This window comes from Bradyrhizobium sp. NP1 (assembly GCF_030378205.1).
In the GTDB taxonomy this organism is placed as follows: domain Bacteria; phylum Pseudomonadota; class Alphaproteobacteria; order Rhizobiales; family Xanthobacteraceae; genus Bradyrhizobium.
In genome coordinates this window covers 3716015-3738142 of record NZ_CP127385.1, presented here as the reverse complement: position 1 = coordinate 3738142, position 22128 = coordinate 3716015, and the positions used below count along the sequence as shown (strand labels likewise).

The following is a 22128-nucleotide window of genomic DNA, read 5'->3' as shown; positions in this document are numbered from 1 at the left end:
GGGCCCGCGCCTCCCGCAGCAAGATCGACAAACAACAATCGGTCTCCTCGCGGCACAGGCGAAAGGCATTGTGCGGCGAGCATGCTCAGGGACACGCACACAGGCACGGGTCGCTATCTCGAACGAGGAGCAACCCGATGTGTGACTACAGTCTGCATGCCGTGGCGTCCCGTCCCGCCGAGGTCGGCGAAGAACTGATCACAACGTCCTTCCGCGGGACTTCGACACGCGGCTTCGCAAGCGAGCGCGAACCAGGCGTCGCGGTTTGCCTGCTTCCCGGTACCGAGCTGGCCTTCGCCGCCGATGTCAGATACGACAGCCGGTGGATCTGGACCAAGACGATCAACTCGCGCGTCGGCAAGTTCGGCAAGATCGATCCGCTCGTGCCCGAACGGCACCATGACGCGATCGAATTTCCGGATGGCAGCTTCGTGCTGGTGACGCAACTGTGCGAAGGCCAGCGTGCGCGGGTGCTGCAACTCCCGGTGACGCAGCGAACCCCGGAGAAGGCAGCTCCTGCCGTGGAGACGCCGGCACCGCGACGGCAGCCCGTGGGTTGAGCGCGCCGCGCTAGTCGTCCGCCTGCAAATCGGTCTCCGCCGGTGTCGCATCGCGCGGAGCGGTTTGCGGTGACCTGAGAACAGGTGAGACGTCCACCTCGCCCTCGCCAGCGATTGCCAGGGACCATGGGCGGTCGAAGCCCTGCGGCTTGACCGCGCCGATGGAAAATCCCTGGCGCGTACGGCGAACCGACAGCGTGCCCTGCCTTTGCAGGCGCGCGCGGTCGATGGTTGCGGCCTCGCATTGCGCCGGCGCCTGCCGTGCCGTCACGACCAGCGCTGCACGCGCACAGTCGTCTCCAAGCGCCGCGGCATGATCGGCAAGCGTGACGAGCCCGCCATCGGCCATCGCGGCCACGCAGCCGGCCTCGTCGCAGGACACCCCCTCGCCAAGGCTGGCATCGACCGGCGGCCGCGGGTCGGCGTCCGCGGCCAGCCATTCCTTCACCAGAAACGCGTCCTTCGCCGTCCTCATCAGGTGCAGCCGCCCGTCCCGACCACGCACGGCGACGTTGCGGCCGTCGCCGGAAACCAGGACGTCGGGCAGCGGCGTCGCGACCGCCCAGACGATAGCTGCGGCCAGCGCAACCGCGCCCGACCAGCGCAGCGGCGAGCGCAACAGGCCCATCAGGATGAGGCCAAGGCTCGCCACGATGACCGGAGCGATGCCGAACGCCGCCATGCGGCCGATCGCGCCGGGCAGCGCCGCGACCCATTGCGTGACCACGATCATCCAGTCGATCCCGATCCCCATCAGCCACCAGAACAGGCCGTCGAAGCCGAACGGCATCGCCGCGAGCCCGAGCAGGCCCGCCGGCATCACGAGCGCCGAGACGACCGGCATCGCCAGAAGGTTGGCGAGGAGGCCGTAAGGGGTGACGCGGTGGAAGTGGAAAGCGGCGTAAGGCGTGGTCGCCAGTCCCGCCACCAGCGAGGCCAGCACCAGCATGACGAGCTCGCGCCCGCCCCACAGCGCAACGCGCGCGGTCGCAGAGCTCTCCGGCGTCGCGAGCAGGCGCGGCATCCCGATCTGCACCAGCGCAACCAGGCCAAGCGTTGCCGCAAACGACATCTGGAAACTCGGATGTACCAGCGCTTCCGGCGCGATCGCGAGCACGATCAGCGCTGCGACCGCCAGCGTGCGGAAGGTGATGGCGCGACGGTCGACCATGACGGCGATCAGCACTACGGCCGTCATGAAGAACGACCGCTGGGTCGCAACCTCCGCGCCCGAGAGCAACAGATAGAAGGCGGCCGCAACGAGCGCTGCCGCCGCTGACCACTTCTTGATCGGCGCACCGACCGCCAGTCCCGGAACCAGCGCAAGCAGCGCGCGCACGGCGAAGAACACGACGCCGGCCACGACCGCCATGTGGTAGCCCGAGATCGACAGCACATGGCCGAGCCCCGAGATGAACATCGCGTCGTTGACGGGCTCGCTGATGGCATCGCGCCGCCCGGTGAGAAGCGCGGTCGCGATCGCACGCTTGTCGCCGTCGAGCACGGTGCGGATGCGCGCATCGATCGCGTCGCGCAGGCCCTGCATGAACGCCGCGTAGCGCAGCGCCAGGCCGCCGGAGACCGGTGGCTCAACGATCTTGATCGCGCCGGTCACGAAGCCGGTCGCGCCGATGTCCTGGAAATAGAGGTCGCGGGCGAAATCGTAGCTGCCCGGCCGCAGCGGCGCGAGCGGCGGCTGCAGCCGCGCCTTCAGCTCGACGAAGCTGCCGACGTCGGGCGCGGTGCCTTTGCGCACCGAAAGCCGCACGCGCTCCAGCTTCGCCGACAGGCGCGGCCCATCCATGTCCCTCACCCGCAGCACGAAGCGATCGGTGCGCTCGCGGATGTCGCGCGTCTCGACAAAGCCCGAGAGCGACACCCCAAAAGCCGGCCGCGCCAGCACGGCGTGCGCGACCCGCGCGGTCTTGGCGGTTGCGACCGCAAAGCCGCAGGCCGCGGCCGCGATCAGAAGTGCGGCGGGAAACAGCCGGCTCCGCCGCAACAGGAACGCCGCCAGCACGAGCACTGCGGCAGCGACAATGGCGGCCGCGAGCACGGGCTCATGATCGGCGGCGAAATAAAGCGCGATGCCGGTGCCGAAGGCGACCGGGACCCATGGCAGCAGGCGGCCGGCACCGGCCTCGGCGCGCACCCATTGCCGCAGCGTCTCGACCAGCGCGGGCCAGAGGCCAAGGCCGGCCGGCGCGAAACCGCCGGCCAGCGTCGCGCCACGCGGCGGCCACGTGCCGGCGATGCCGCCCGCAAATCCCGGCGCGCGATGCGGCCTCTCCCGCTCCGCCATACGGATACACCCTGCATGACCCTCGGCGACTTGAGGCTACCGCAAGGTGTCATGAGCCGAACAGCAGAACAGATGCAGAATGTGGGGCAAGCGTGCACAGGCCTGATCCCGCGTCGGCGCTCCGCCTGCCAGACGAAGGAAAGCCATTGCCCCAATCGCGCGCCAGAGCAGCAAGCGCACGCCGGCAACCAAGGTCTGAGCCTAGTGGTCCGATTCTAACATTCGCATCCCATTTGGGAGGCACGTTTGCGAATGTTAGAATGAAAGGACCACTAGCAAGCTGTTGATGCCAGTGGAGCTTTGGATTTGACGTTCGCAAGAGGAAATCGCGGCAAATGGGTAGCGAACGTCAAATCTGCTCCACTGGTATGATGGTTTGCCAGACCTCCTCCCCGGCGAAGCCCAGGGCGAGCGGGCCTGCTTACTGGTACCCGGTCTTGGCGGCCCATCATCGGGAGGGGCTCTTGCAAGTGCGCCTCACCAGGAGGCAGACTAGGAGCGCTTGACAGGTGTCAACATCTGCAGTCCTCAGCCCGACCGGAGTTCACGGCCGCGCTGCTTGGAGCAAGAGGAGGATGACGCCATGCGAGAAATCGAAATCCATAGCTATGCGCGGCAGTTGCTGGAAGCCCACGGCGCCAAAGCCATTGCGGAAGCTGCCCAGAATGCCATCGATCTCGAAGCAAAAGGCGAGGTGGAGCTGGCCAGGACCTGGCGGCACATCGAGGACGCCATGAAGCTCATGCGCGGGCCGCACCAAAGCTAACCTGTCGGCCTGAATGCGGACGCTGCCATGCAGGATCGAGGCTGGTCCGGCATAGCGCCGCTGCACTTGCAACGTGGACAAAAATCTCAAGCCCCCGAAGGGCTACACGAACTCAAGGCGCTCTCTTCTCCTCTCCACAACGGGAGTGAAGCCATGGTTTTGAATTGTACGACAGCCGAAGATCTCGTTAAGGCGATCAAGGACGAGAAAGTCCAGATGATCGATTTGCGGTTCACCGACTTGCCCGGCGTGTGGCAGCATTTTTCCGTCCCGCCCAGCGCAGCGAATGTCGATGCTCTCAGCGAAGGCATTGGATTCGACGGCTCCTCGATCCGCGGCTTCCAGGAGATCCAGGAAAGCGACATGCTGGTCGTCCCGGATCCAACGACGGCCTTCTTCGACCCATTTAGCCCGGCGAGGACGCTGGTCCTGATCTGCAACATCAGAGACCCCGTGACCGGTCAATCCTATAGCCGCGATGCGCGCTACATCGCTCAAAAGGCCGAGACCTACCTGAAGGGCACCGGCCACGCCGATACGAGCTACTTCGGCCCGGAGGCCGAGTTCTTCGTATTCAACGATGTCCGCTACGGACAAGACATCAATTACGCCTTTCACGAAATCGATTCCAGCGAAGGCAGCTGGAACACCGGCAAGGACGAAGAGCCGAATTTGGGCCACAAGCCACGCCCGAAAGAGGGATACTTTCCCGTTCCCCCGACCGACAGCATGCAGGCTCTCCGCACCGAAATGGTGCTGACGATGGAGTCACTGGGAATTGCTATCGAAGCCCATCACCACGAAGTAGCGACAGGCGGCCAAAACGAAATAGACATGCGCTTCACCACGCTCGCCCGCATGGCCGACAACCTGATGATCTACAAATACGTGGTCAAGAACACCGCCCATCAACACGGCATGACTGCCACGTTCATGCCAAAGCCGCTGTTCGAGGACAACGCCTCGGGGATGCACGTTCATCAAAGTCTATGGAAGGGCGAGACCAATCTGTTCTACGACAAAGCGGACTATGCCGAGCTGAGCAAGCTCGGCCGCTACTACATCGGCGGATTGCTAACCCACGCCTGGGCGTTATGTGGGCTTTGCGCCCCGACCACGAACTCCTATCGGCGTCTGGTGCCGGGTTACGAAGCTCCAATCAACCTGGTCTATTCCCAGCGCAATCGCTCGGCCTGTTGCCGGATTCCGATGTATTCGCCGAACCCGCGCGCAAAGCGCGTCGAGTTTCGTTCGCCGGATCCTTCCTGCAATCCCTACCTGGCCTTCACCGCGATGCTGATGGCGGGCCTTGACGGCATCAACAACCGGATCGACCCGGGTAGCCCGATCGACAAGAATCTTTACGACCTCCCGCCTGCGGAGGCAAAGGAGGTGAAGTCGACGCCGGGGTCGCTGGACCAGGCGCTGGACGCCCTCGAACGCGATCACACATTCCTGCTACGCGGCGATGTGTTCACCGCGGACGTGATCGAAACCTGGCTCGACTACAAGCGAAAAAAGGAGGTCGACGCCATCCGGCTGCGCCCTCATCCTTACGAGTTCCATCTCTACTATGACATCTGAGCGAGAGCGCCTTGGCGCCTGTTTCCTTGGCAACCAGCGACCCTAAAACGCGGGCGTACCCACCGCCATCACGGTCGGCTTGCTGATGGGGCGAACAGCAGAACAGATGCAGAATACGGAGGAAGCTCCAGGTACCTCAGCCGGCGGCGTCAGCGTTTGCCGACTTCCTTGGCGAAGGTGTCGCGCAACCCGATGGTGCGGTTGAACACCACACGGTCGGCCGTCGAGTCGGGATCGCGGACGAAATAGCCCTGCCGCTCGAACTGCATCGGCTCCGGCGAATTGGCCTCCGCAATCGCGGGCTCGACCCGCGCATCGGCCAGCACTTCCAGCGACTGCGGATTGAGGTCGGCGGCAAAATTCGCCGCATCCGGACTGGGCTTTGCGAAAAGCTGGTTGTAGAGGCGGATTTCGGCTGCGATCGACTGCGCCGCCGGCAGCCAGTGCATGGTGGCCTTGACCTTGCGCCCGTCGGGCGCATTGCCGCCGCGGGTCGCGGGATCGTAGGTGCAGCGCAGCTCCGTGATCTCGCCGGCCGCATTCTTCGTAACGCCGGTGCACTTGATGAAATAGGCGTAGCGCAGCCGCACCTCGTTGCCGGGCGACAGGCGGAAGAACTTCTTCGGCGGATTTTCCATGAAGTCGTCGCGCTCGATATAGAGCTCGCGCCCGAATGCGAGCTTTCGCGTGCCGCGCGACGGATCGTCGGGATGATTGACCGCCTCGATCTCCTCGACCTGCCCTTCCGGATAGTTCTCGATCACGACCTTGAGCGGCCGCAGCACCGCCATGCGCCGCAGCGCGGTGCGGTTGAGCTCCTCGCGGATGCAGAATTCGAGCATGCCGACGTCGACCACGCTGTTGGCTTTCGCAACCCCGATGCGGCGGACGAATTCGCGGATCGCGGCCGGTGGCACGCCGCGCCGCCGCAGGCCCGCAACCGTCGGCATCCGCGGGTCGTCCCAGCCCGCGACGTGGCCTTCGCGCACAAGCTGGGTCAGGACGCGCTTCGACAAGACCGTGTAGGTCAGATTGAGGCGGGCGAACTCGTACTGATGCGGCCTGGACGGCACCGGCAGCTTCTCGATGAACCAGTCGTAGAGCGGCCGGTGGTCCTCGAATTCCAGCGTGCAGATCGAATGCGTGATGCCCTCGATCGCGTCCGACTGGCCGTGCGCATAATCGTAGCTCGGATAGATCGACCATTTGTCGCCGGTGCGCGGATGATGCGCATGCAGGATCCGATAGAGCACGGGATCGCGCAGGTTGATGTTGCCGGCGGCCATGTCGATCCTGGCGCGCAGCACGCGGGCGCCGTTGGGGAACTCGCCGGCCTTCATGCGGCGGAACAGGTCGAGGTTCTCGGCCACCGAGCGGTCGCGGAACGGCGAGTTCTTGCCGGGCTCGGTCAGCGTGCCGCGGTTGGCGCGGATTTCCTCCTGCGACTGATCGTCGACATAGGCGAGGCCGGCTCGAATCAGGCCCTCAGCCCATTCGTACAGGCGGTCGAAATAGTCCGACGCAAAGAGCGGCTGGCCGGCCCACTGGTAGCCCAGCCAGCGCACATCCGCCTGGATCGCGTCGATATATTCCTGCTCTTCCTTGGTCGGATTGGTGTCGTCGAACCGCAGGTTGCAGTGGCCGGCAAACTCCTGCGCGATGCCGAAATTGAGCGCGATCGACTTGGCATGGCCGATATGCAGGTAGCCGTTCGGTTCCGGCGGAAACCGGGTGACGATCTCGTTGTACTTGTGGGAAGCGAGGTCGGCCTGAACGATGTCGCGAATGAAGTCGCGTCCCGCTTCCGCCGTCGCCGTTTCTGCCGTCATTTTCAGGTCCGGATCCATCGATGTCTGCGGACCTTCTGCCAAATTAGCACCCGTCCGCCAAGCCCGCCGTCGCAACCGAGGCTTTAGTTATGTCCGGTTCCTGCTATATACCAGCGCCATTCCCACATACGCCTCGCCACATCATGACCGATCCCATCGTCACGCGCTTTGCCCCCTCGCCGACCGGCTTCCTCCACATCGGAGGGGCGCGGACGGCGCTGTTCAACTGGCTCTATGCGCGCGGCCGCGCTGGCCGGATGCTGCTCCGGATCGAGGACACCGACCGCGAGCGCTCGACCCGGGAAGCGATCGACGCCATCCTCGACGGCCTCAAATGGCTGGGGCTCGATTGGGACGGCGACGTCATCTACCAGTTCAGCCGCGCCGCGCGTCATCGCGAGGTCGTCGAAGAGCTGCTTGCCGCGGGCCGGGCCTATCGCTGCTACGCCACGCCGGAGGAGCTCGCCGCGATGCGCGAGAAGGCGCGCGCGGAGGGCCGCACCCGGCTCTATGACGGCCTGTGGCGGGATCGCGATCCAGCCGAGGCGCCATCCGGCATGAAGCCGACGATCCGGCTGCGTGCCCCGCTCACGGGAGAGACCGTGATCGAGGACCAGGTTCAGGGCCGCGTGGTCTGGCAGAACGAGCACCTCGACGACCTCGTGCTGCTGCGTGGCGACGGCACGCCAACCTACATGCTCGCCGTCGTGGTCGACGATCACGACATGGGCGTCACCCACATCATCCGGGGCGACGATCACTTGATCAACGCCGCGCGCCAGAAGCAGATCTACGACGCGCTGGAGTGGCCGATCCCCAGCATGGCGCACATTCCGCTGATCCACGGCCCAGACGGCTCGAAACTGTCCAAGCGCCATGGCGCGCTCGGCGTCGACGCCTACCGCGCCCTGGGCTATCTGCCGGCAGCGCTACGCAACTATCTGGTCCGGCTCGGCTGGAGCCATGGCGACCAGGAGATCTTTTCGACCGATGAGATGATCAAGGCGTTCGATCTGTCGGGCGTCGGCCGCTCGGCGGCGCGCTTCGACTTCGCCAAGCTGGAAAACCTCAACGGCCACTACATCCGCAACTCCGACGATCAATCTCTTGTGACCCAGCTTGAGGACGTGCTGGATCACCTTCCTGGCGGCGCCGAGGTCAAGGCCAGGCTCAACGACACCACCCGCGCCCAGCTCCTGAAGGCGATGCCGAGCCTGAAGGAGCGCGCCAAGACCCTGATCGAGCTGATCGACGGCGCCTATTTCATCTTCGCCGAGCGGCCGCTACAGCTCGATGCCAAGGCGGCGGCGCTGCTGACACCGGAAAACCGTGCGCTGATTGCCAAATTGCGTGCGGCGCTCGAGACGGTGGCGCCCTGGAGCGCCGAAACCACGGAAGCCGCGATGCGCGCCTATGCCGAGGCGAACAACCTCAAGCTCGGCGCGGTGGCCCAGCCGCTGCGCGCGGCGTTGACCGGGCGTACCACTTCCCCGGGCATCTTCGACGTGCTCGCGGTGCTCGGGCGGGAGGAGTGCCTGGGCCGGCTCGCCGATCAGGCCAGCGGTTAAGCACCTGCATACCATGTATGATACCGGCGATTTGAAGTCCGCGCCCGCGTCCATCTTGCAGCGCACAGGGCAATAAGATACCCATTCGGGCGACACTTTTAGACAAGTTGGCCTGTCCCCGCGTTCGTTGAAAAACGAGCCTCAAGGCGGCGGCACCGGCTCGCGCAACGACCTCATCGGGGACATCACGATGGACGCAAAATCCACCAAAACCGCCACGCTCACGGTCGGCAACAAGAACTTCGATTTGCCGATTCTCAGCGGCTCCGTCGGGCCTGACGTCATCGATATCGCCAAGCTCTACGGCCAGTCCGGGATGTTCACCTACGATCCGGGCTTCACCTCGACAGCAAGCTGCCAGTCCAAGATCACCTATATCGACGGCGACGCCGGCGTGCTCGAATACCGCGGCTATCCGATCGAGCAGCTCGCCGAGCACGGCGACTTCCTGGAAACCTGCTACCTGCTGCTCTACGGGGAGCTGCCGACCGCGGCCCAGAAGAAGGACTTCGACTACCGCGTCATCCACCACACCATGGTGCATGAGCAGATGGCCCGCTTCTTCCAGGGCTTCCGCCGCGACGCCCATCCGATGGCGATCATGGTCGCCGCCGTCGGCGCGCTCGCCGCGTTCTATCACGACTCCACCGACATCAACGATCCGCAGCAGCGCATGATCGCCTCGATGCGGATGATCGCGAAGATCCCGACGCTGGCCGCGATGGCCTACAAATACACCATCGGCCAGCCCTTCATGTATCCGAAGAACTCGCTGAAGTTCGCCGAAAACTTCCTCTATATGTGCTTCGGCGTGCCTTGCGAGGAATACAAGATCAACCCCGTGCTGGCGGATGCGCTCGACAAGATCTTCATCCTGCATGCCGACCACGAGCAGAACGCCTCGACCTCGACGGTCCGCATCGCCGGCTCCTCCGGCGCCAATCCGTTCGCCTGCATCGCCGCCGGCATCGCCTGCCTCTGGGGTCCCGCGCATGGCGGCGCCAACGAGGCGGCGCTTGCCATGCTCGCGAGCATCGGCACGGTCGACAAGATTCCCGACTTCATCAAGCGCGTGAAGGACAAGAACAGCGAAGTCCGCCTGATGGGCTTCGGCCATCGCGTCTACAAGAACTACGATCCGCGCGCCAAGATCATGCAGAAGATGTGTCACGCGGTGCTGGCGGAGACCGGCCATGGCGACGATCCGATGCTGAAGGTCGCGCTGGAGCTGGAGAAGATCGCGCTCCACGATCAGTATTTCATCGACCGCAAGCTCTATCCGAACGTCGACTTCTATTCGGGCATCACGCTGAAGGCGATGGGCTTCCCGACCTCGATGTTCACGGTGCTGTTTGCCGTTGCCCGCACCGTGGGCTGGATCAGCCAGTGGAGCGAAATGATCGAGGATCCGCAGCAGAAGATCGGCCGGCCGCGTCAACTCTATACCGGCGTCACGCGGCGCGACTATATCCAGATGGACAAGCGGAAGTAACCACGTCAAACGAAGACAGCGAGCGAGCGCCGTCAGCCCTTTGAGGCTGGCGGCGCTTTCGTTTTCCGCGCTAGTTGCCCTGCCGCGATTTCCGCATCGTCGCCAGCACGATGTCGGCAGCGCGCACGCTGGGCGGTTGGTTGCCGGTCGACATGATGGCGTCGATCCCGGCAAACGCATCGAGCTGGCGCTGCCTTGCCGGCGTGTCCGCGACGATTTCGCGCAAGGCCCGCGCCAGGTTCTGCGGTGTGCACGCCTCCTGCAGGAACTCCGGCACGACCTCCTCGCCAAGCACGAGGTTGGCTAGGATCACGGACTGCACCTTGATCGCCCGCTTCAGGATGAAGGCTTCCAGCTCGGTCATGCGATAGGCCGTCACCATCGGGACGCCCGACAGGGCAAGCTCCAGCGTCACGGTGCCCGACTTGGCGAGCGCGGCCCGCGCGACCCGGAACGCCGCCCGCTTGTCGACCTCGCCGATCACGATTTTCGGCTGTACCGGCCAGCCCTTCACGCCTTCGCGCACCGCCGGCTCCAGATGCGCCGTGGTCGGCAGCAGCAGGTCGAAGGCGATGCCTTCGCCGTGCAACAGGCCGAGCGCGGCGCCAAAGACATCGAGGTGGTGCCGCACTTCGCTGCGGCGGCTTCCCGGCAGCACCAGCAGCGCGGGCCGGTCTTCATAACGGCGTTTCCGCTCCTGCGCATCGGGTCGCAGCGTGGCGAGTTGCTCGATCAGGGGATGGCCGACATAGCTGCAGGGCGGCCCATGGAGCCGCCGGTAAGCCTCCGGCTCGAACGGCAACAGCGCCAGCACGTGATCGACATAGCGCACCATCGCGCGTGCACGGCCCGGCCGCCAGGCCCAGACCGAAGGGGAGACGTAATCGACGATCGGAATCCGCGGGTCGCGGGCGCGCACGCGCCTGGCAACGCGATGGGTGAAGTCAGGGCTGTCGATGATGACGAGAATGTCGGCCGACGCCGCGATCACGGCATCGGCGGTTTGCCGGATCAGGGACAGGAGCTTCGGCAATTGCTTGATGACAGCGGTGAACCCCACGATCGACAGTTCCTCGATCGGAACCAGCGATGTCAGCCCCTCCCGCGCCATGGCGAGCCCGCCGACGCCATCGAACTGAACGGCACCACCGAGCCGCTGGCGCAGCACCTTCATCAGGCTCGCGCCGAGCCGATCGCCGGATTCTTCCGTCGCGATCAGGAAGATGCGGCGCGCGACATGGGTGGCTGGGCGGGCCATCAGGCCGACCAACCCTGGACGAACAGGCCGGCTCTGTCGGCCGCCTGCACCATGGCTTGCGGCTCGGCCAAAATGGTGTGGCCGGCCATGACCGCCATCCCCGCCAATCCGGCTCCGGCCACACCCTCGACCGTCTTCGGACCGACCGTCGGCAAATCGAAGCGCAGGTCCTGCCCGCGCTTGGGCGCCTTCACCAGCACGCCGCGCCGCAACGGCGCGCGGATGCGGCGCTGCTCGCGCAAGCGTGCAATCCGCTGAAGCAATCCATCGGTTCCCTCGATGTCCTCGATCCCGACCACATGGCCGTCGATCACGACCACGGCCTGGCCGACATCGAAGGGGCCGAGCGCGGCGATCACCTCGCGCCCCCTCGCCATGTCGGCAATCGCGGCGGCATCGGGCGCCGCACGGGCGAGGTTGCCCTCCGGCGCCAGCAGGTCGGGCGCGACATCCTTGATCCCGACCATGCGGAAGCCGTCGCGCTCGAGAATGCGGCCGATGCCGACGAGCAGATGATCGTCGCCGCCGCGGAATGCTGCGAGCACCGGTCCAATCACGCGCAGCGTGCCCCAGTCGAGGCGGATCTCCGACAGCGCCGGCCGCACCAATGAGCCGATGAAGACGAGGTCACGGCATCCCACGTCGCGGAACAGGCGGGTGGCGCGGCCGAGCTGACCGACAGAAATCCAGTGATGGCGAAAGCGTTCGGCGCGGTCGGGATCGCAGGCGCCTTTCAGCGCAAACAGCACGGGCTCGATGCCTCGCGCTTTCAACGAGTCCGCGACCGCAAACGGCATCGCGCCTCCGGCGGCGATGATTCCGACCGGCGACGAAAGCTGCAGGGCCTGGCCGGGCACTTCCATGATCAGGGCCGCCGCTCATCGGCGGGAAGGCAAAGCGCGCGGTGCTTGGCGGCCGCGATGAAGGCGAGGATCTCGGCGATGGCGGGATCCTCGCTTGCCAGCGGCTGCACGCGCTCGAGCCGCTCGGCGAACACGCCGGGCCCGTGAAACAGCTTCTGATAGAACGAGCGCACCGTGGCGAGCCGCTCGCGCGTGAACTTGCGGCGCTTCATTCCAACGATGTTGAGACCTTCGAGCGCGGCGTACTGGCCGTTGACGAGGCCGAACGGGATGATGTCGCCCCGCACGCCGCAGACGCCGCCGACCATGACCTGGGGCCCGACCCGCGTGAACTGATGCACGGCTGACAATCCGCCGATGAAGACGTAGTCACCGATCTCGCAATGGCCGCCAAGGGTCGCTGACGTCGCGAAGATCACGTCGTTGCCGACCTGGCAGTCGTGACCGACATGGCTGCAGTTCATGAAGTAGCCGCGCTCGCCGACGCGGGTGATGCCGCCGCCGGCCACGGTGCCGGCGTTCATGGTCACGGATTCGCGTATGGTGCAGCCGGCGCCGATCTCGAGCCTGGTGAGTTCGCCGCGATAGCTCAGCGATTGCGGCGGCGTGCCGAGCGAGACGAAGGGATAGATGGTGCAGCCGTCACCGATCGTGGTTTGGGCCGCAACATGCACATGGGCGACCAGATTGCAGTTGCGGCCGATGACGACATGCGGGCCGATGATGCAATAGGGCCCGACCGTCGTGCCCTCGCCGATCACAGCGCCGTCCGCAACGCGTGCGGTGGGATCGATCATGCTCATCGTGCCTGCCACCGATTCTTCAATTCTTGCCGGATGTACTTGATTTTGCAGTGGTTAGCGCGCGACGCCGGAGCTGTCCAGTGACGTATGGTTTCGCCGTGTTTCGTTGCCGCAGCGTTTCGAGACGCCCTCGACGTCGTTAACGCCTGAGCGCCCGGACGACGGCGGGAAGAACCTGGGCGGCGAGGACGGCGTGCCCTTCGGCCGACAGATGGATGCCGTCGGCTTGCAGGTATTTTCGGCCGATGCCGTTTCCCGTCACGGGGATGACGGTGACACCCCGGCTGCGCAGGCGCGCGATGATCGCGGCGAATTCCGCCTTCTGCTCGCCCTGCCCCAGGCGCCGCGCGTTGAACGAGCCGCCGCGCGTACCGAGCAGCACGATCTTGGTCCCGTCAGGCACCACCTGGTCGAGCCGGCCGAGCATGCCGGCATTGGTGTCGCCGTTAACGCCGGCGTTCGCGACATGCACATTGTAGCCTTTGGCGGCGAGCATGCGCTCGAGTTGCGCAGGGAACGCCTCCGAGCTGCTGACGCCGCGTCCCGCAATGTTGCTGGCGCCAAGCGCGACGATCTGCGCTTCCACCACGCCCACCCAACAGCATGCGCAGAGCAGGCTCGCCAGCAGCAGGAGCGCGGCCCTGGAGCGCATGGCGGTCAGTCCGTCAGCATCGCGCCGACATCGGCCTCGGCGACCACCACGCCATTCACCTTGGCGTCACCGTGAAACCACCACATGGTCTTGCGACGGCCGATCGAGCGCATGTGATATTCGATGGTATCGCCAGGCAACACGGGTTTCCGAAACTTGCACTTGTCGATGGTGAGAAAATAGACCGCGCGCGGCTTCTCGGTGCCGTCGACCGATTTGATGCCGATCACGCCGGCGGTTTGCGCCATGGCTTCGATCATCATCACGCCGGGATAGACCGGACGCTCGGGAAAATGCCCGGTGAAGGCCGGCTCGTTGAAGGTGACATTCTTGATGCCGATGCCGCTGTGGTCGGTCCGGATGTTGATCACGCGGTCGATCAGCAGCATCGGATAGCGGTGCGGCAACGTGCTGAGGATGTCGTTGATATCGACAACCGCAAAGCGGATCGGCGCCTCTTCCATTATTCCTGCCCCTTGTCCTTGTCGGCGCCGCCGTCGCGCACAAGGCGTTCCACCGCGATGATCTCGCGGAACCATTGCTTGGTCGGCTTGGCGAAATGGCCGCCCCAGCGCCCGTTGGGCGGAATATCGTCCTTGACCGCGCTCATCGCCGTCACCTGCGCCCCATCCCCGATCTTGAGGTGATTGTTGATACCGACCTTGGCGCCGAGCGCCACATTGTCCCCGATGGTCAGGCTGCCCGCGAGCCCGATCTGGGCTGCCAGCAGGCAGCGCCGGCCGATCGTGACATTGTGGCCGATCTGGACCTGGTTGTCGATTTTGGTGCCCTCGCCGATCACGGTGTCGCGCAGACTGCCGCGATCGATCGTGGTGCCGGCGCCGATCTCGACGTCATTCTGGATCAGCACCCGGCCGGTCTGCGGGACTTTGACGTGGCCTTCCGGGCCGAAGAAGACGAAGCCATAGCCGTCCTGTCCGATGCTGCACCCCGGATGGATCAGCACGTTGTTGCCAATCAGCGCGCACTGGATCGCGCAGCGCGCGCCGACATTGCAGTCGCGGCCGATCTTGACATGGGCAGCGATGACCGCGCCAGCGCCGATCACGGTGCCCGTACCGATCTCGACATGCGGACCGATCACGGCGAGCGGGTCGACGACGACGCCATCCTCCAGGCGGGCGGTGGGATCGATGATGGCGGAGGCTGCGATGCCGGCATTGCCGACCCAGGACTGCGGCCGGAGCGCGTCGCGGTGTAGTTCGCGCGCAACCCGGACAAAATCGCGGAACGGCTGTGCCGAGCGCAGCACGGCGACGTGGGCGGGCACATCGGCCTCAAACCGTGCGCTGACCAGGCAAGCGCCGGCCCGCGTCGCCGCGAGCTGATCCGCATATTTCAGGTTGTCGAAGAATGTCAGGTGCATCGGCCCGGCTTCGTCGAGCGAAGCCAGCCCTTTCACCTTCTGACCGCCGCGCGAGGCATCGACCAGCGTGGCCTTGGTCAACGCCGCGATCTCGGCAAGCGTCGACAAGGGCGGTTGTTCAAAGAAGATCGGCTGCGCCATCCCATCCGTCGCATCCGGCCGGAGAGCGAACGCTCCGGCCGGTCAGCCCTGATAGATCAGAACCGGTATCCTTGTCTCGTTCGCCGGCACGTTTTCCGCCGCCGACGCCGGTCGCTCCGCCGCCCGGCAGCCGCCTCAGAACGACGTGCCGCCGCCGAACCTGAACTGCTGGACCCGGTCATACGGACCCTTGGTGAGCGGAACCGCGTAGTCGAAGCGGAGCGGTCCGAACGGCGAGGCCCAGATGAAGCCGATACCCACCGAACTCCGGACGACGTTGCTGCTGTCAAACACCAATCCGGTACAGGTTCCGGCGAAGGTCGGATTGACCTTCGGGTTCGGCGGAATGCAGCCCGAGTTTTGCGGCGTAGTGAGTTCGCCCGTCTGCGCCCACGTCGTCGGTCCCTTGTAGTCGTACAGGCCACCGGCGTCCGCGTAGATCGCACCCTTCAGGCCCACTTCCTTCGGCAGGAACCAGAACGGCATCTGCAGTTCGAACGATGCGCCCCAGTACTGGGTGCCGCCAAGCGCGTCCATCGTGCCGAACGGATTGATATCGCGCGGGCCGATGCCGTTCGGGGCAAAGCCGCGGACGAGATTCGGGCCCATCTGGAAGTGATCGAGCATGCGAATCTGGTTGTTGCCGATCTGGTTCAGCATGCCGGCCTGCAAATGCGTCAGGGCGACGATATCGGCGACCAGCGGGGTGTAGTATTTGCCGTCGATCGTGGACTTCAGATAGGTGACGTCGCCGCCGACACCGGCGAAATCCTGCCGGAAGTCGATCAGAAGACCGTCGGTCGGGTTCCGGTTGTTGTCCAGCGTGTTGTAGTTCAGCGAGTAGCCGAGCGCCGAAGTCAACGCCCTGCCGTTGGCGAGCTCCTTGCGGACCGGCAGCGAAGCTTCGCCGTCGCTATAGCACCACAGGCCGATGCCCGATGGATCGGTCGCGCCGGTGGCCGCGACGGCAGCCGCGCCGGCCGGCGTATTGACGAACGCGGGCGACGGATTGAACGGCAGCGTCGGGTTGCCAACAGTGTTGTTACAATTGTCCAGGTAGAACGGCAGCGTGATCTTCTGCTCGTACAGCGAGTAGCGCAGCTGCAGCGACAGGTCCTCGCGCAAGGCGAAGCCGAGGCGCGGACTGAAGCCCAACGTCTGCGTGCCGTAGGAGATGTAGCTGTTGGGCAACTGCTGGCGATAGTAGATATCGAGACCGCCGGCGACACGGTAATCCAGCAGATAGGGATCAACGAACGACAGCGAGGCGCCGCGGGCGTACTGACCGTAGGTCAGCGCCGCCTTGGCATACAGGCCGCGGCCGAGGAAGTTGCGTTCGGAGATGCTGACTTCGCCGAGCGCGCCGTCGGTGGTCGAATAGCCGCCGGACACCGAGAAGTCGCCGGTCGACTTCTCCTCGAGAACGACGTTGAGGATGACGCGGTCGCTCGACGAGCCAGGCTCGGTCGTGATCTTCACTTCCTTGAAGAAGTCGAGGTTCTTGAGCCGGCGTTCGGCGCGATCGACCAGCGCACGGTTGTAGGCGTCGCCTTCCGACACGTCGAATTCGCGGCGAATCACGTAGTCGCGAGTGCGGGTATTGCCGCGAATATTGATGCGCTCGATATAGGTGCGCGGGCCCTCGTCGATCGCAAACACGATCGCGACGGTGTGCGCGTCGAAATTGCGGTCGCCCTGCGGGCGCACCACGGCGAAGGCGTAGCCGCGGCGCGACGCCTCGATCTGCATCTCCTCGACCGACTTCTCCAGCGCTTCCGCGTTGTAGGTCGAGCCGACCGAGACGCGCGAGAAGCTGCGCAGCGAGCTGCCGTCGAGCGTCGGAATGCTCGATTTGAAGTCGACCGAGCCGACCCGATATTGCTGGCCTTCCTCGATCTTGAAGGTGACGTAGAAGCCCTTGCGCTCGGGATCGTATTCGGTGAGCGCGGCCACCACCTGCACGTCGGCATAGCCATGCTTCAGGTAGAAGCGGCGGATCAGGTCGCGGTCGGCCTCGACGCGGTCCGGATCATAGACGTCAGCGCCGCCAAGGAAGCTCAGCAGGTTCGATTCGCGGGTCTTGATGATGTCGCGCAGGCGATAGGACGAGTAGGCGACGTTGCCGACGAACTCGATCGATTTGATTCCCGTCTTCTGCCCTTCGACGACGGTGAAGATCAGGTCGACGCGGTTGTTGGGCTGTTCGATGATCTCGGGCGTGACGGTGACATCGTAGCGGCCGGAGTGGCGGTAGATCTCCACGATGCGCTGGACGTCGGACTGCACCATCGGACGCGACAGCGTGCCGCGCGGCTTGGACTGGATTTCGGACGAGAGCTGGTCGTCCTTGACCTTCTTGTTGCCCTCGAAGGCAATGCGGCCGATCACGGGGTTCTCGATCACGGTGACGACCAGCCGGCCGCCCTCGCGCCTGATTCGGACGTCCTGGAACAGCCCGGTCTCGATCAGCGCCTTGAGGCCGTCATCGATCCGCCCCTGGTCGAGCGCACCGCCGGGGCCCGGCTTGAAATAGGAACGAATGGTTTCCACTTCGACGCGCCGGTTCCCCTCGACCGCGATCGAATTGACGTTGACGCCCTGGGCCCCAGCCGGAACGGACGAAAGGACCGCCGCCAATGGAACCGCCACTGGTGCAGCAAACAGGATCAGGGCGGCAAGCAGGCCCCCCCGGACTCGCATTCCAAACTTCATGCGCAACGCGCCCTTATCGTTACGGTGGCGGCCCAAACCCCACGAGCCGACAGATTCTCATTCGCTGTTCCGCTTGTAGCCAATTTCGGAAGGGGGGCAAACGCCGGATGGCGGTGCGTTTTCATTTTCATTCCAAGACGTTGCCCATCGGCAACGTCATAAAAAAGCCGCGGTCAAGATGCCGCGAGATGCAGGATGTCGTTGTAGGTTGCAAACACCATCAACATCAGCACCAACCCCAAGCCGATTCGGAAGCCCATCTCCTGCGCCCGCTCCGACAGCGGACGGCCTCGGATGGCCTCTACCCCATAGAACAAAAGGTGACCGCCATCCAGCAGCGGTACCGGGAACAGGTTGAGGAGCCCGATCGATACCGAAAGCACGGCCGCAAGATGCACCAGGGCGGCGATTCCGATGGTCGCCACCTGGCCCGAGATCTGGGCGATCCGGAGCGGCCCGCCGACCTGATCGGCGGCTTCGCGCCCGGTGAAAACCCCGCCGATATAGGCGAGCGTACGCTCGATCACGAACCAGGTTTCCTTCACGCCCAGCCATAACGCGGTCGCGGGGTCGACGCGCTCGGTGACGACGTCGCCGGCCGCGGTCTGCCGCGTGATGCCGAGCACGCCGAGCCGGTGCACGTTGCCGAAGGGATCCTTCATCTCGCGCTGCTCCGGCGTCCCCTGCAACTGAACCGTCTCGGTGCCGCGCTTGACCGTGAAGTTCAGCTTCTCGCCGGCGCGCACGCCGACGATCCGCTGCATGTCGGAGAAGCTTTCGATCTTGGTGCCGTCGATGGCGAGCACGATGTCGCCGACCTGGAAGCCGGCGGCCGAGGCGGCGCTGCCTGCCTCGACCTTGTCGACCCGCGCCGAGGTGCTCGGCTTGCCGAAAAAGGTGAAGAGCGCAGCGAAAATGACAATCGCGAGCAGGAAATTCGCAATCGGTCCCGCCGCGACGATCGCCGCCCGCGCACCGACCCGCTTATGGTGGAAGCTGCCCGCCCGCTCTTCAGCGCTCATGTTGGCAAGCAATTCCGGCGATGGCGTCGAGGCCTCGGTGTCATCGCCAAAGAACTTGACGTACCCGCCAAGCGGCACCGCCGAAATCTTCCAGCGGGTGCCGTGCCGATCGTTGAAACCGATGAGTTCCGGGCCAAAGCCCAGCGAGAACGTCAACACCCTGACGCCAGCCCAGCGCGCGACCAGGAAATGGCCGAGTTCGTGGAAGAACACGACGATCGTCAGGACGAACAGGAACGGAACCACGTAGCCAATGAGCCCATGGCTCAAGGCATTGAAACTATGCAGAAAAAACTCGGACATCCGATTCTCCTCACGCAGAGCCGGAGGCCCCATTCCCTAACGATCTAAGATGCCTTTAAGGCAATTTGAGGCAAGAGGGAGGCAGCCTTATTTCGCGCGCTATGGTCAACGGCGATGGCGTCGTCGGCGGATGAAAGCGGCGCCAGATTGCCAGCGCGAATCCAGGCTTCGATCGTCGCCTCGACCAGGCGGGCGATGGCGCCGAACTTGATCTTGCCCGCGATGAACGCCGCCACCGCAACCTCGTTGGCGGCGTTGAACACGGTGGTCGCGCCGCGTCCCGTCCGCAACGCGTCGTAGGCCAGCCGCAGCGCCGGGAAGCGCTCGAAATCCGGCGCCTCGAAGGTGAGCTGTCCGATCTTGGCGAGATCGAGCCTGGCCGCCGGTCCCTTGATTCGATCCGGCCACCCCAGGCAATGCGCGATCGGCGTGCGCATGTCCGGCGCGCCCAACTGCGCGACCACGGAGCGGTCGGAAAACTCCACCATGCCGTGCACGATCGATTGCGGGTGCACCAGCACATCGATTTCTTCCGGCGCGAGCGCGAACAGGTACGAAGCCTCGATCACTTCCAGGCCCTTGTTCATCATCGACGCGGAGTCGATGGTGATCTTCTGCCCCATGCTCCAGTTGGGATGTTTGAGCGCCTGCGCAAGCGTCGCCTGCTCGATATCGGCAGGCGCCCAGGTCCGGAACGGGCCGCCGGAGGCGGTGATGATGACGCGGACGAGCTCCTCGCGATTGCCCGAGCTCAGAGCCTGGAACAGCGCGTTATGCTCGGAATCAGCCGGCAGGATGCAGGCATTGGCCTTGAGCGCGCGCTCCATGAAGAAGTCGCCGGCACACACCAGGCATTCCTTGTTGGCGAGCGCGACGGTGGCACCGCGATCTACCGCCGCCAGCGCAGGCTTCAGGCCGGCTGCGCCCGAGACCGCCGCCATCACCCAATCCGCCGGCCGCGCAGCCGCCTCGATGATCGCGCTCTCGCCGGCACCGCATTCGGTGCGCGTCCCTGCGAGCGCCTGCTTCAGCTCGGCTAGCCTGCTGGGATCGGCGATCGCGACGAAGCGCGCGTCGAATTCCTTCGCGAGCTTGGCCAGCGCCTGCACATTGCCGTTCGCCGTCAGGGCCTCGACCCGGTAGCGCTCACGCGCGGCGCGCAGCAGATCCATCGTGCTGTCGCCGATCGATCCGGTGGCTCCCAGCACCGTCACCGTGCGCACGGCGGACGGAGCGGCCTTGTTGTTACGCAACGGAACAGCGCTCATCTCTTCACCAAACCATAAGACCGCGGCCGACGCCATCGGCGCCGCCCCGCAAAAAACCGAAAATTGCCGCCACAACGATGGCGGCCACGAAGCCGTCCAGGCGGTCCATCAGGCCGCCATGGCCAGGAATCAGGTGGCTCGAGTCCTTGACGCCAAAGCGGCGTTTGACCGCGGATTCAAGGAGATCACCGAGCTGGGAGACGATCGACAGCCCCGCCCCCAATGGCAGCAGCGCGGCCGCCTTGCCAAGGTCAAACGCGGCAAAGCCGGCGGCGACCATGAGGCTCGCGACGAAGCCGCCGATTGCCCCGGCCCAGGTCTTTTTTGGGCTGATGCGCGGCCAGAGTTTCGGGCCGCCGATACCGCGGCCGGCAAAATAGCCGCCGATATCGGCGGCCCAGACGACCAGCAGGACGAACAGCAGCGCCGCAAAACCTTCCACCGGATCGCGGCGAACCAGCACCGACGCCATCTCGGCGGCGGCCGCATAGCAAAACCCCGCGGCGATCCAGACGCGCCTCTCGCCGCCGATAGCGGCGACGGCGGCAAGCCCGACCACGACGGCAAGCAGCGCTGCGCCAGGCCACCCTGCCGCAAGCGCAATGCCGGCGGCCACGAGCGCGACGATCCCGGCGACGAGCACGCGCCGTTCGCGCGCAACGCCGACGACCATCGCCCATTCCAGATAGAGGCCAGCAGCAGCCAGTATAACCAGCACCGCCCACAGCCATCCGCCGGCATAGGCGATCGCGATGGCAAGCGGCGCCAGAACGAGAGCAGCAGTAGCGCGCACAACGAGGTTGCGCGAGCCCTGCCCGGGTGCTGCTGCCTCGCTTTCGCTCACGATCCGGTTTTCGCCGCCAGACCGCCGAACCGGCGCTCGCGTCTGGCATATTCGGCGATCGCGCTTTCCAGCGCCGCCTTGTCGAAATCCGGCCAATGCATCGGCACGAACACAAGCTCGCTATAGGCGGCCTGCCACATCAGGAAATTCGACAGCCGCTGCTCGCCGCTGGTGCGGATGATGAGATCGGGGTCGGGAATGTCGGGCGCGTCGAGATATTGTCCGAGCGCGTCGGCGTTGATCGACGACGGATCGCGCTTGCCGTCGGCGGCTTCCTGCGCAAGGCGCTGCGCCGCGCGGGCGATCTCCTGGCGCGATCCGTAGTTGAAGGCGACGATCAGGTTGAGGCGGGTGTTGTTGCGCGTCAGCTCCTCGGCCTCGGTCAGGAGCGAGCAGATGTCCGCATCGAGGCCGGCGCGTTCGCCGATCACGCGCACCCTGACGCCGTCACGGTGCAGGGTGGCGAGATCGTTGCGGATGAAGCGGCGCAGGAGACCGAACAGGTCGCCGATCTCGGTCGCCGGACGCGACCAGTTTTCCGAGCTGAACGAAAAGATGGTGAGATGGTGGATGCCGAGCTCATGCGCGGCACGCACGACGCGCCGCAGCGCCTCGACACCGCGCCTATGGCCTTCCGCCCGCGGCAGGCCGCGCGCGGCCGCCCAGCGGCCGTTGCCGTCCATGATGATGGCCACGTGCAACGGAGCGTCGGTGCGATCCGATGCTTGGCTGGCTGGCACGGCAGCATTCGACATCAATCAATCCCGGACAATC

Annotated in this window: 18 protein-coding genes; 5 read left to right on the top strand and 13 right to left on the bottom strand. The window is 65.1% G+C overall.

Features of this window, described 5'->3' with window-relative positions; translation table 11 throughout:
* The first annotated feature begins 137 nt into the window (after positions 1-137).
* On the top strand, positions 138-560 hold the full coding sequence (locus QOU61_RS17875; protein ID WP_289661082.1) for a hypothetical protein: 423 nt from the start codon (positions 138-140) through the stop codon (positions 558-560).
* Between the two features lie 10 nt (positions 561-570).
* Here the strand turns inward: QOU61_RS17875 and QOU61_RS17870 are convergent, their stop codons facing one another.
* Entirely contained in the window at positions 571-2862 is a 2292-nt protein-coding gene (locus QOU61_RS17870) for a ComEC/Rec2 family competence protein (RefSeq protein WP_289661080.1), read from the bottom strand.
* A 583-nt stretch (positions 2863-3445) separates the two neighbouring features.
* Here QOU61_RS17870 and QOU61_RS17865 point away from each other — a divergent pair.
* Both QOU61_RS17865 and glnA read left to right on the top strand, forming a co-directional pair.
* Positions 3446-3628 carry a hypothetical protein gene (locus QOU61_RS17865; RefSeq protein ID WP_289661077.1) on the top strand — a complete coding sequence of 61 codons (183 nt, stop codon included), beginning with the start codon at positions 3446-3448 and terminating at the stop codon, positions 3626-3628.
* Positions 3629-3781: 153 nt separating this feature from the next.
* The gene (gene glnA, locus QOU61_RS17860) at positions 3782-5212 is read left to right on the top strand and encodes a type I glutamate--ammonia ligase (protein WP_289661585.1); all 1431 of its coding nucleotides are present in this window, start codon (positions 3782-3784) and stop codon (positions 5210-5212) included.
* 149 nt (positions 5213-5361) lie between these two features.
* On the opposite strand, the gene QOU61_RS17855 is transcribed toward glnA, so the two are convergent.
* Positions 5362-7041 (bottom strand): glutamine--tRNA ligase/YqeY domain fusion protein, encoded by a 1680-nt coding sequence (locus QOU61_RS17855; RefSeq protein WP_289661074.1) that lies wholly within the window; start codon positions 7039-7041, stop codon positions 5362-5364.
* A 143-nt stretch (positions 7042-7184) separates the two neighbouring features.
* On the opposite strand from QOU61_RS17855, the gene gltX reads away from it, so the two are divergent.
* Both gltX and gltA read left to right on the top strand, forming a co-directional pair.
* Entirely contained in the window at positions 7185-8609 is a 1425-nt protein-coding gene (gltX, locus tag QOU61_RS17850; RefSeq protein WP_289661073.1) for a glutamate--tRNA ligase, read from the top strand.
* A 190-nt stretch (positions 8610-8799) separates the two neighbouring features.
* On the top strand, positions 8800-10101 hold the full coding sequence (gene gltA, locus QOU61_RS17845; protein WP_289661071.1) for a citrate synthase: 1302 nt from the start codon (positions 8800-8802) through the stop codon (positions 10099-10101).
* Between the two features lie 70 nt (positions 10102-10171).
* On the opposite strand, the gene lpxB is transcribed toward gltA, so the two are convergent.
* The 11 genes from lpxB to QOU61_RS17790 all read right to left on the bottom strand — a co-directional run bounded on the left by lpxB (position 10172) and on the right by QOU61_RS17790 (position 22109).
* A complete protein-coding gene (lpxB, locus tag QOU61_RS17840) occupies positions 10172-11359 on the bottom strand; it encodes a lipid-A-disaccharide synthase (RefSeq protein ID WP_289661069.1) in 1188 nt (395 codons plus the stop codon).
* Positions 11359-12222, bottom strand: a complete 864-nt coding sequence (locus tag QOU61_RS17835) for an LpxI family protein (protein WP_502876935.1) — start codon at positions 12220-12222, stop codon at positions 11359-11361. The genes lpxB and QOU61_RS17835 overlap by 1 nt, the downstream gene beginning before the upstream one ends.
* Positions 12223-12224: 2 nt before the next feature.
* The gene (lpxA, locus tag QOU61_RS17830) at positions 12225-13025 is read right to left on the bottom strand and encodes an acyl-ACP--UDP-N-acetylglucosamine O-acyltransferase (RefSeq protein ID WP_289661067.1); all 801 of its coding nucleotides are present in this window, start codon (positions 13023-13025) and stop codon (positions 12225-12227) included.
* A gap of 139 nt (positions 13026-13164) precedes the next feature.
* Positions 13165-13677 (bottom strand): GDSL-type esterase/lipase family protein, encoded by a 513-nt coding sequence (locus tag QOU61_RS17825; protein ID WP_289661066.1) that lies wholly within the window; start codon positions 13675-13677, stop codon positions 13165-13167.
* A gap of 5 nt (positions 13678-13682) precedes the next feature.
* On the bottom strand, positions 13683-14141 hold the full coding sequence (fabZ, locus tag QOU61_RS17820; protein WP_289661065.1) for a 3-hydroxyacyl-ACP dehydratase FabZ: 459 nt from the start codon (positions 14139-14141) through the stop codon (positions 13683-13685).
* Positions 14141-15205, bottom strand: coding sequence for a UDP-3-O-(3-hydroxymyristoyl)glucosamine N-acyltransferase (gene lpxD, locus QOU61_RS17815; RefSeq protein WP_289661064.1), 1065 nt, complete (start codon positions 15203-15205; stop codon positions 14141-14143). Before lpxD ends, fabZ begins: the two co-directional genes overlap by 1 nt.
* Before the next feature lie 135 nt (positions 15206-15340).
* Positions 15341-17917, bottom strand: a complete 2577-nt coding sequence (gene bamA, locus QOU61_RS17810; protein ID WP_289661063.1) for an outer membrane protein assembly factor BamA — start codon at positions 17915-17917, stop codon at positions 15341-15343.
* Positions 17918-18090: 173 nt separating this feature from the next.
* Positions 18091-19242: an RIP metalloprotease RseP gene (rseP, locus tag QOU61_RS17805; RefSeq protein WP_289661062.1), complete on the bottom strand. Its 1152-nt coding sequence runs from the start codon at positions 19240-19242 to the stop codon at positions 18091-18093.
* 44 nt (positions 19243-19286) lie between these two features.
* Positions 19287-20510, bottom strand: a complete 1224-nt coding sequence (gene dxr, locus QOU61_RS17800; RefSeq protein WP_289661060.1) for a 1-deoxy-D-xylulose-5-phosphate reductoisomerase — start codon at positions 20508-20510, stop codon at positions 19287-19289.
* Positions 20511-20514: 4 nt separating this feature from the next.
* Entirely contained in the window at positions 20515-21357 is an 843-nt protein-coding gene (locus QOU61_RS17795) for a phosphatidate cytidylyltransferase (protein ID WP_502876964.1), read from the bottom strand.
* Positions 21351-22109: an isoprenyl transferase gene (locus QOU61_RS17790; protein WP_289661056.1), complete on the bottom strand. Its 759-nt coding sequence runs from the start codon at positions 22107-22109 to the stop codon at positions 21351-21353. The genes QOU61_RS17795 and QOU61_RS17790 overlap by 7 nt, the downstream gene beginning before the upstream one ends.
* Between the last annotated feature and the right edge of the window lie 19 nt (positions 22110-22128).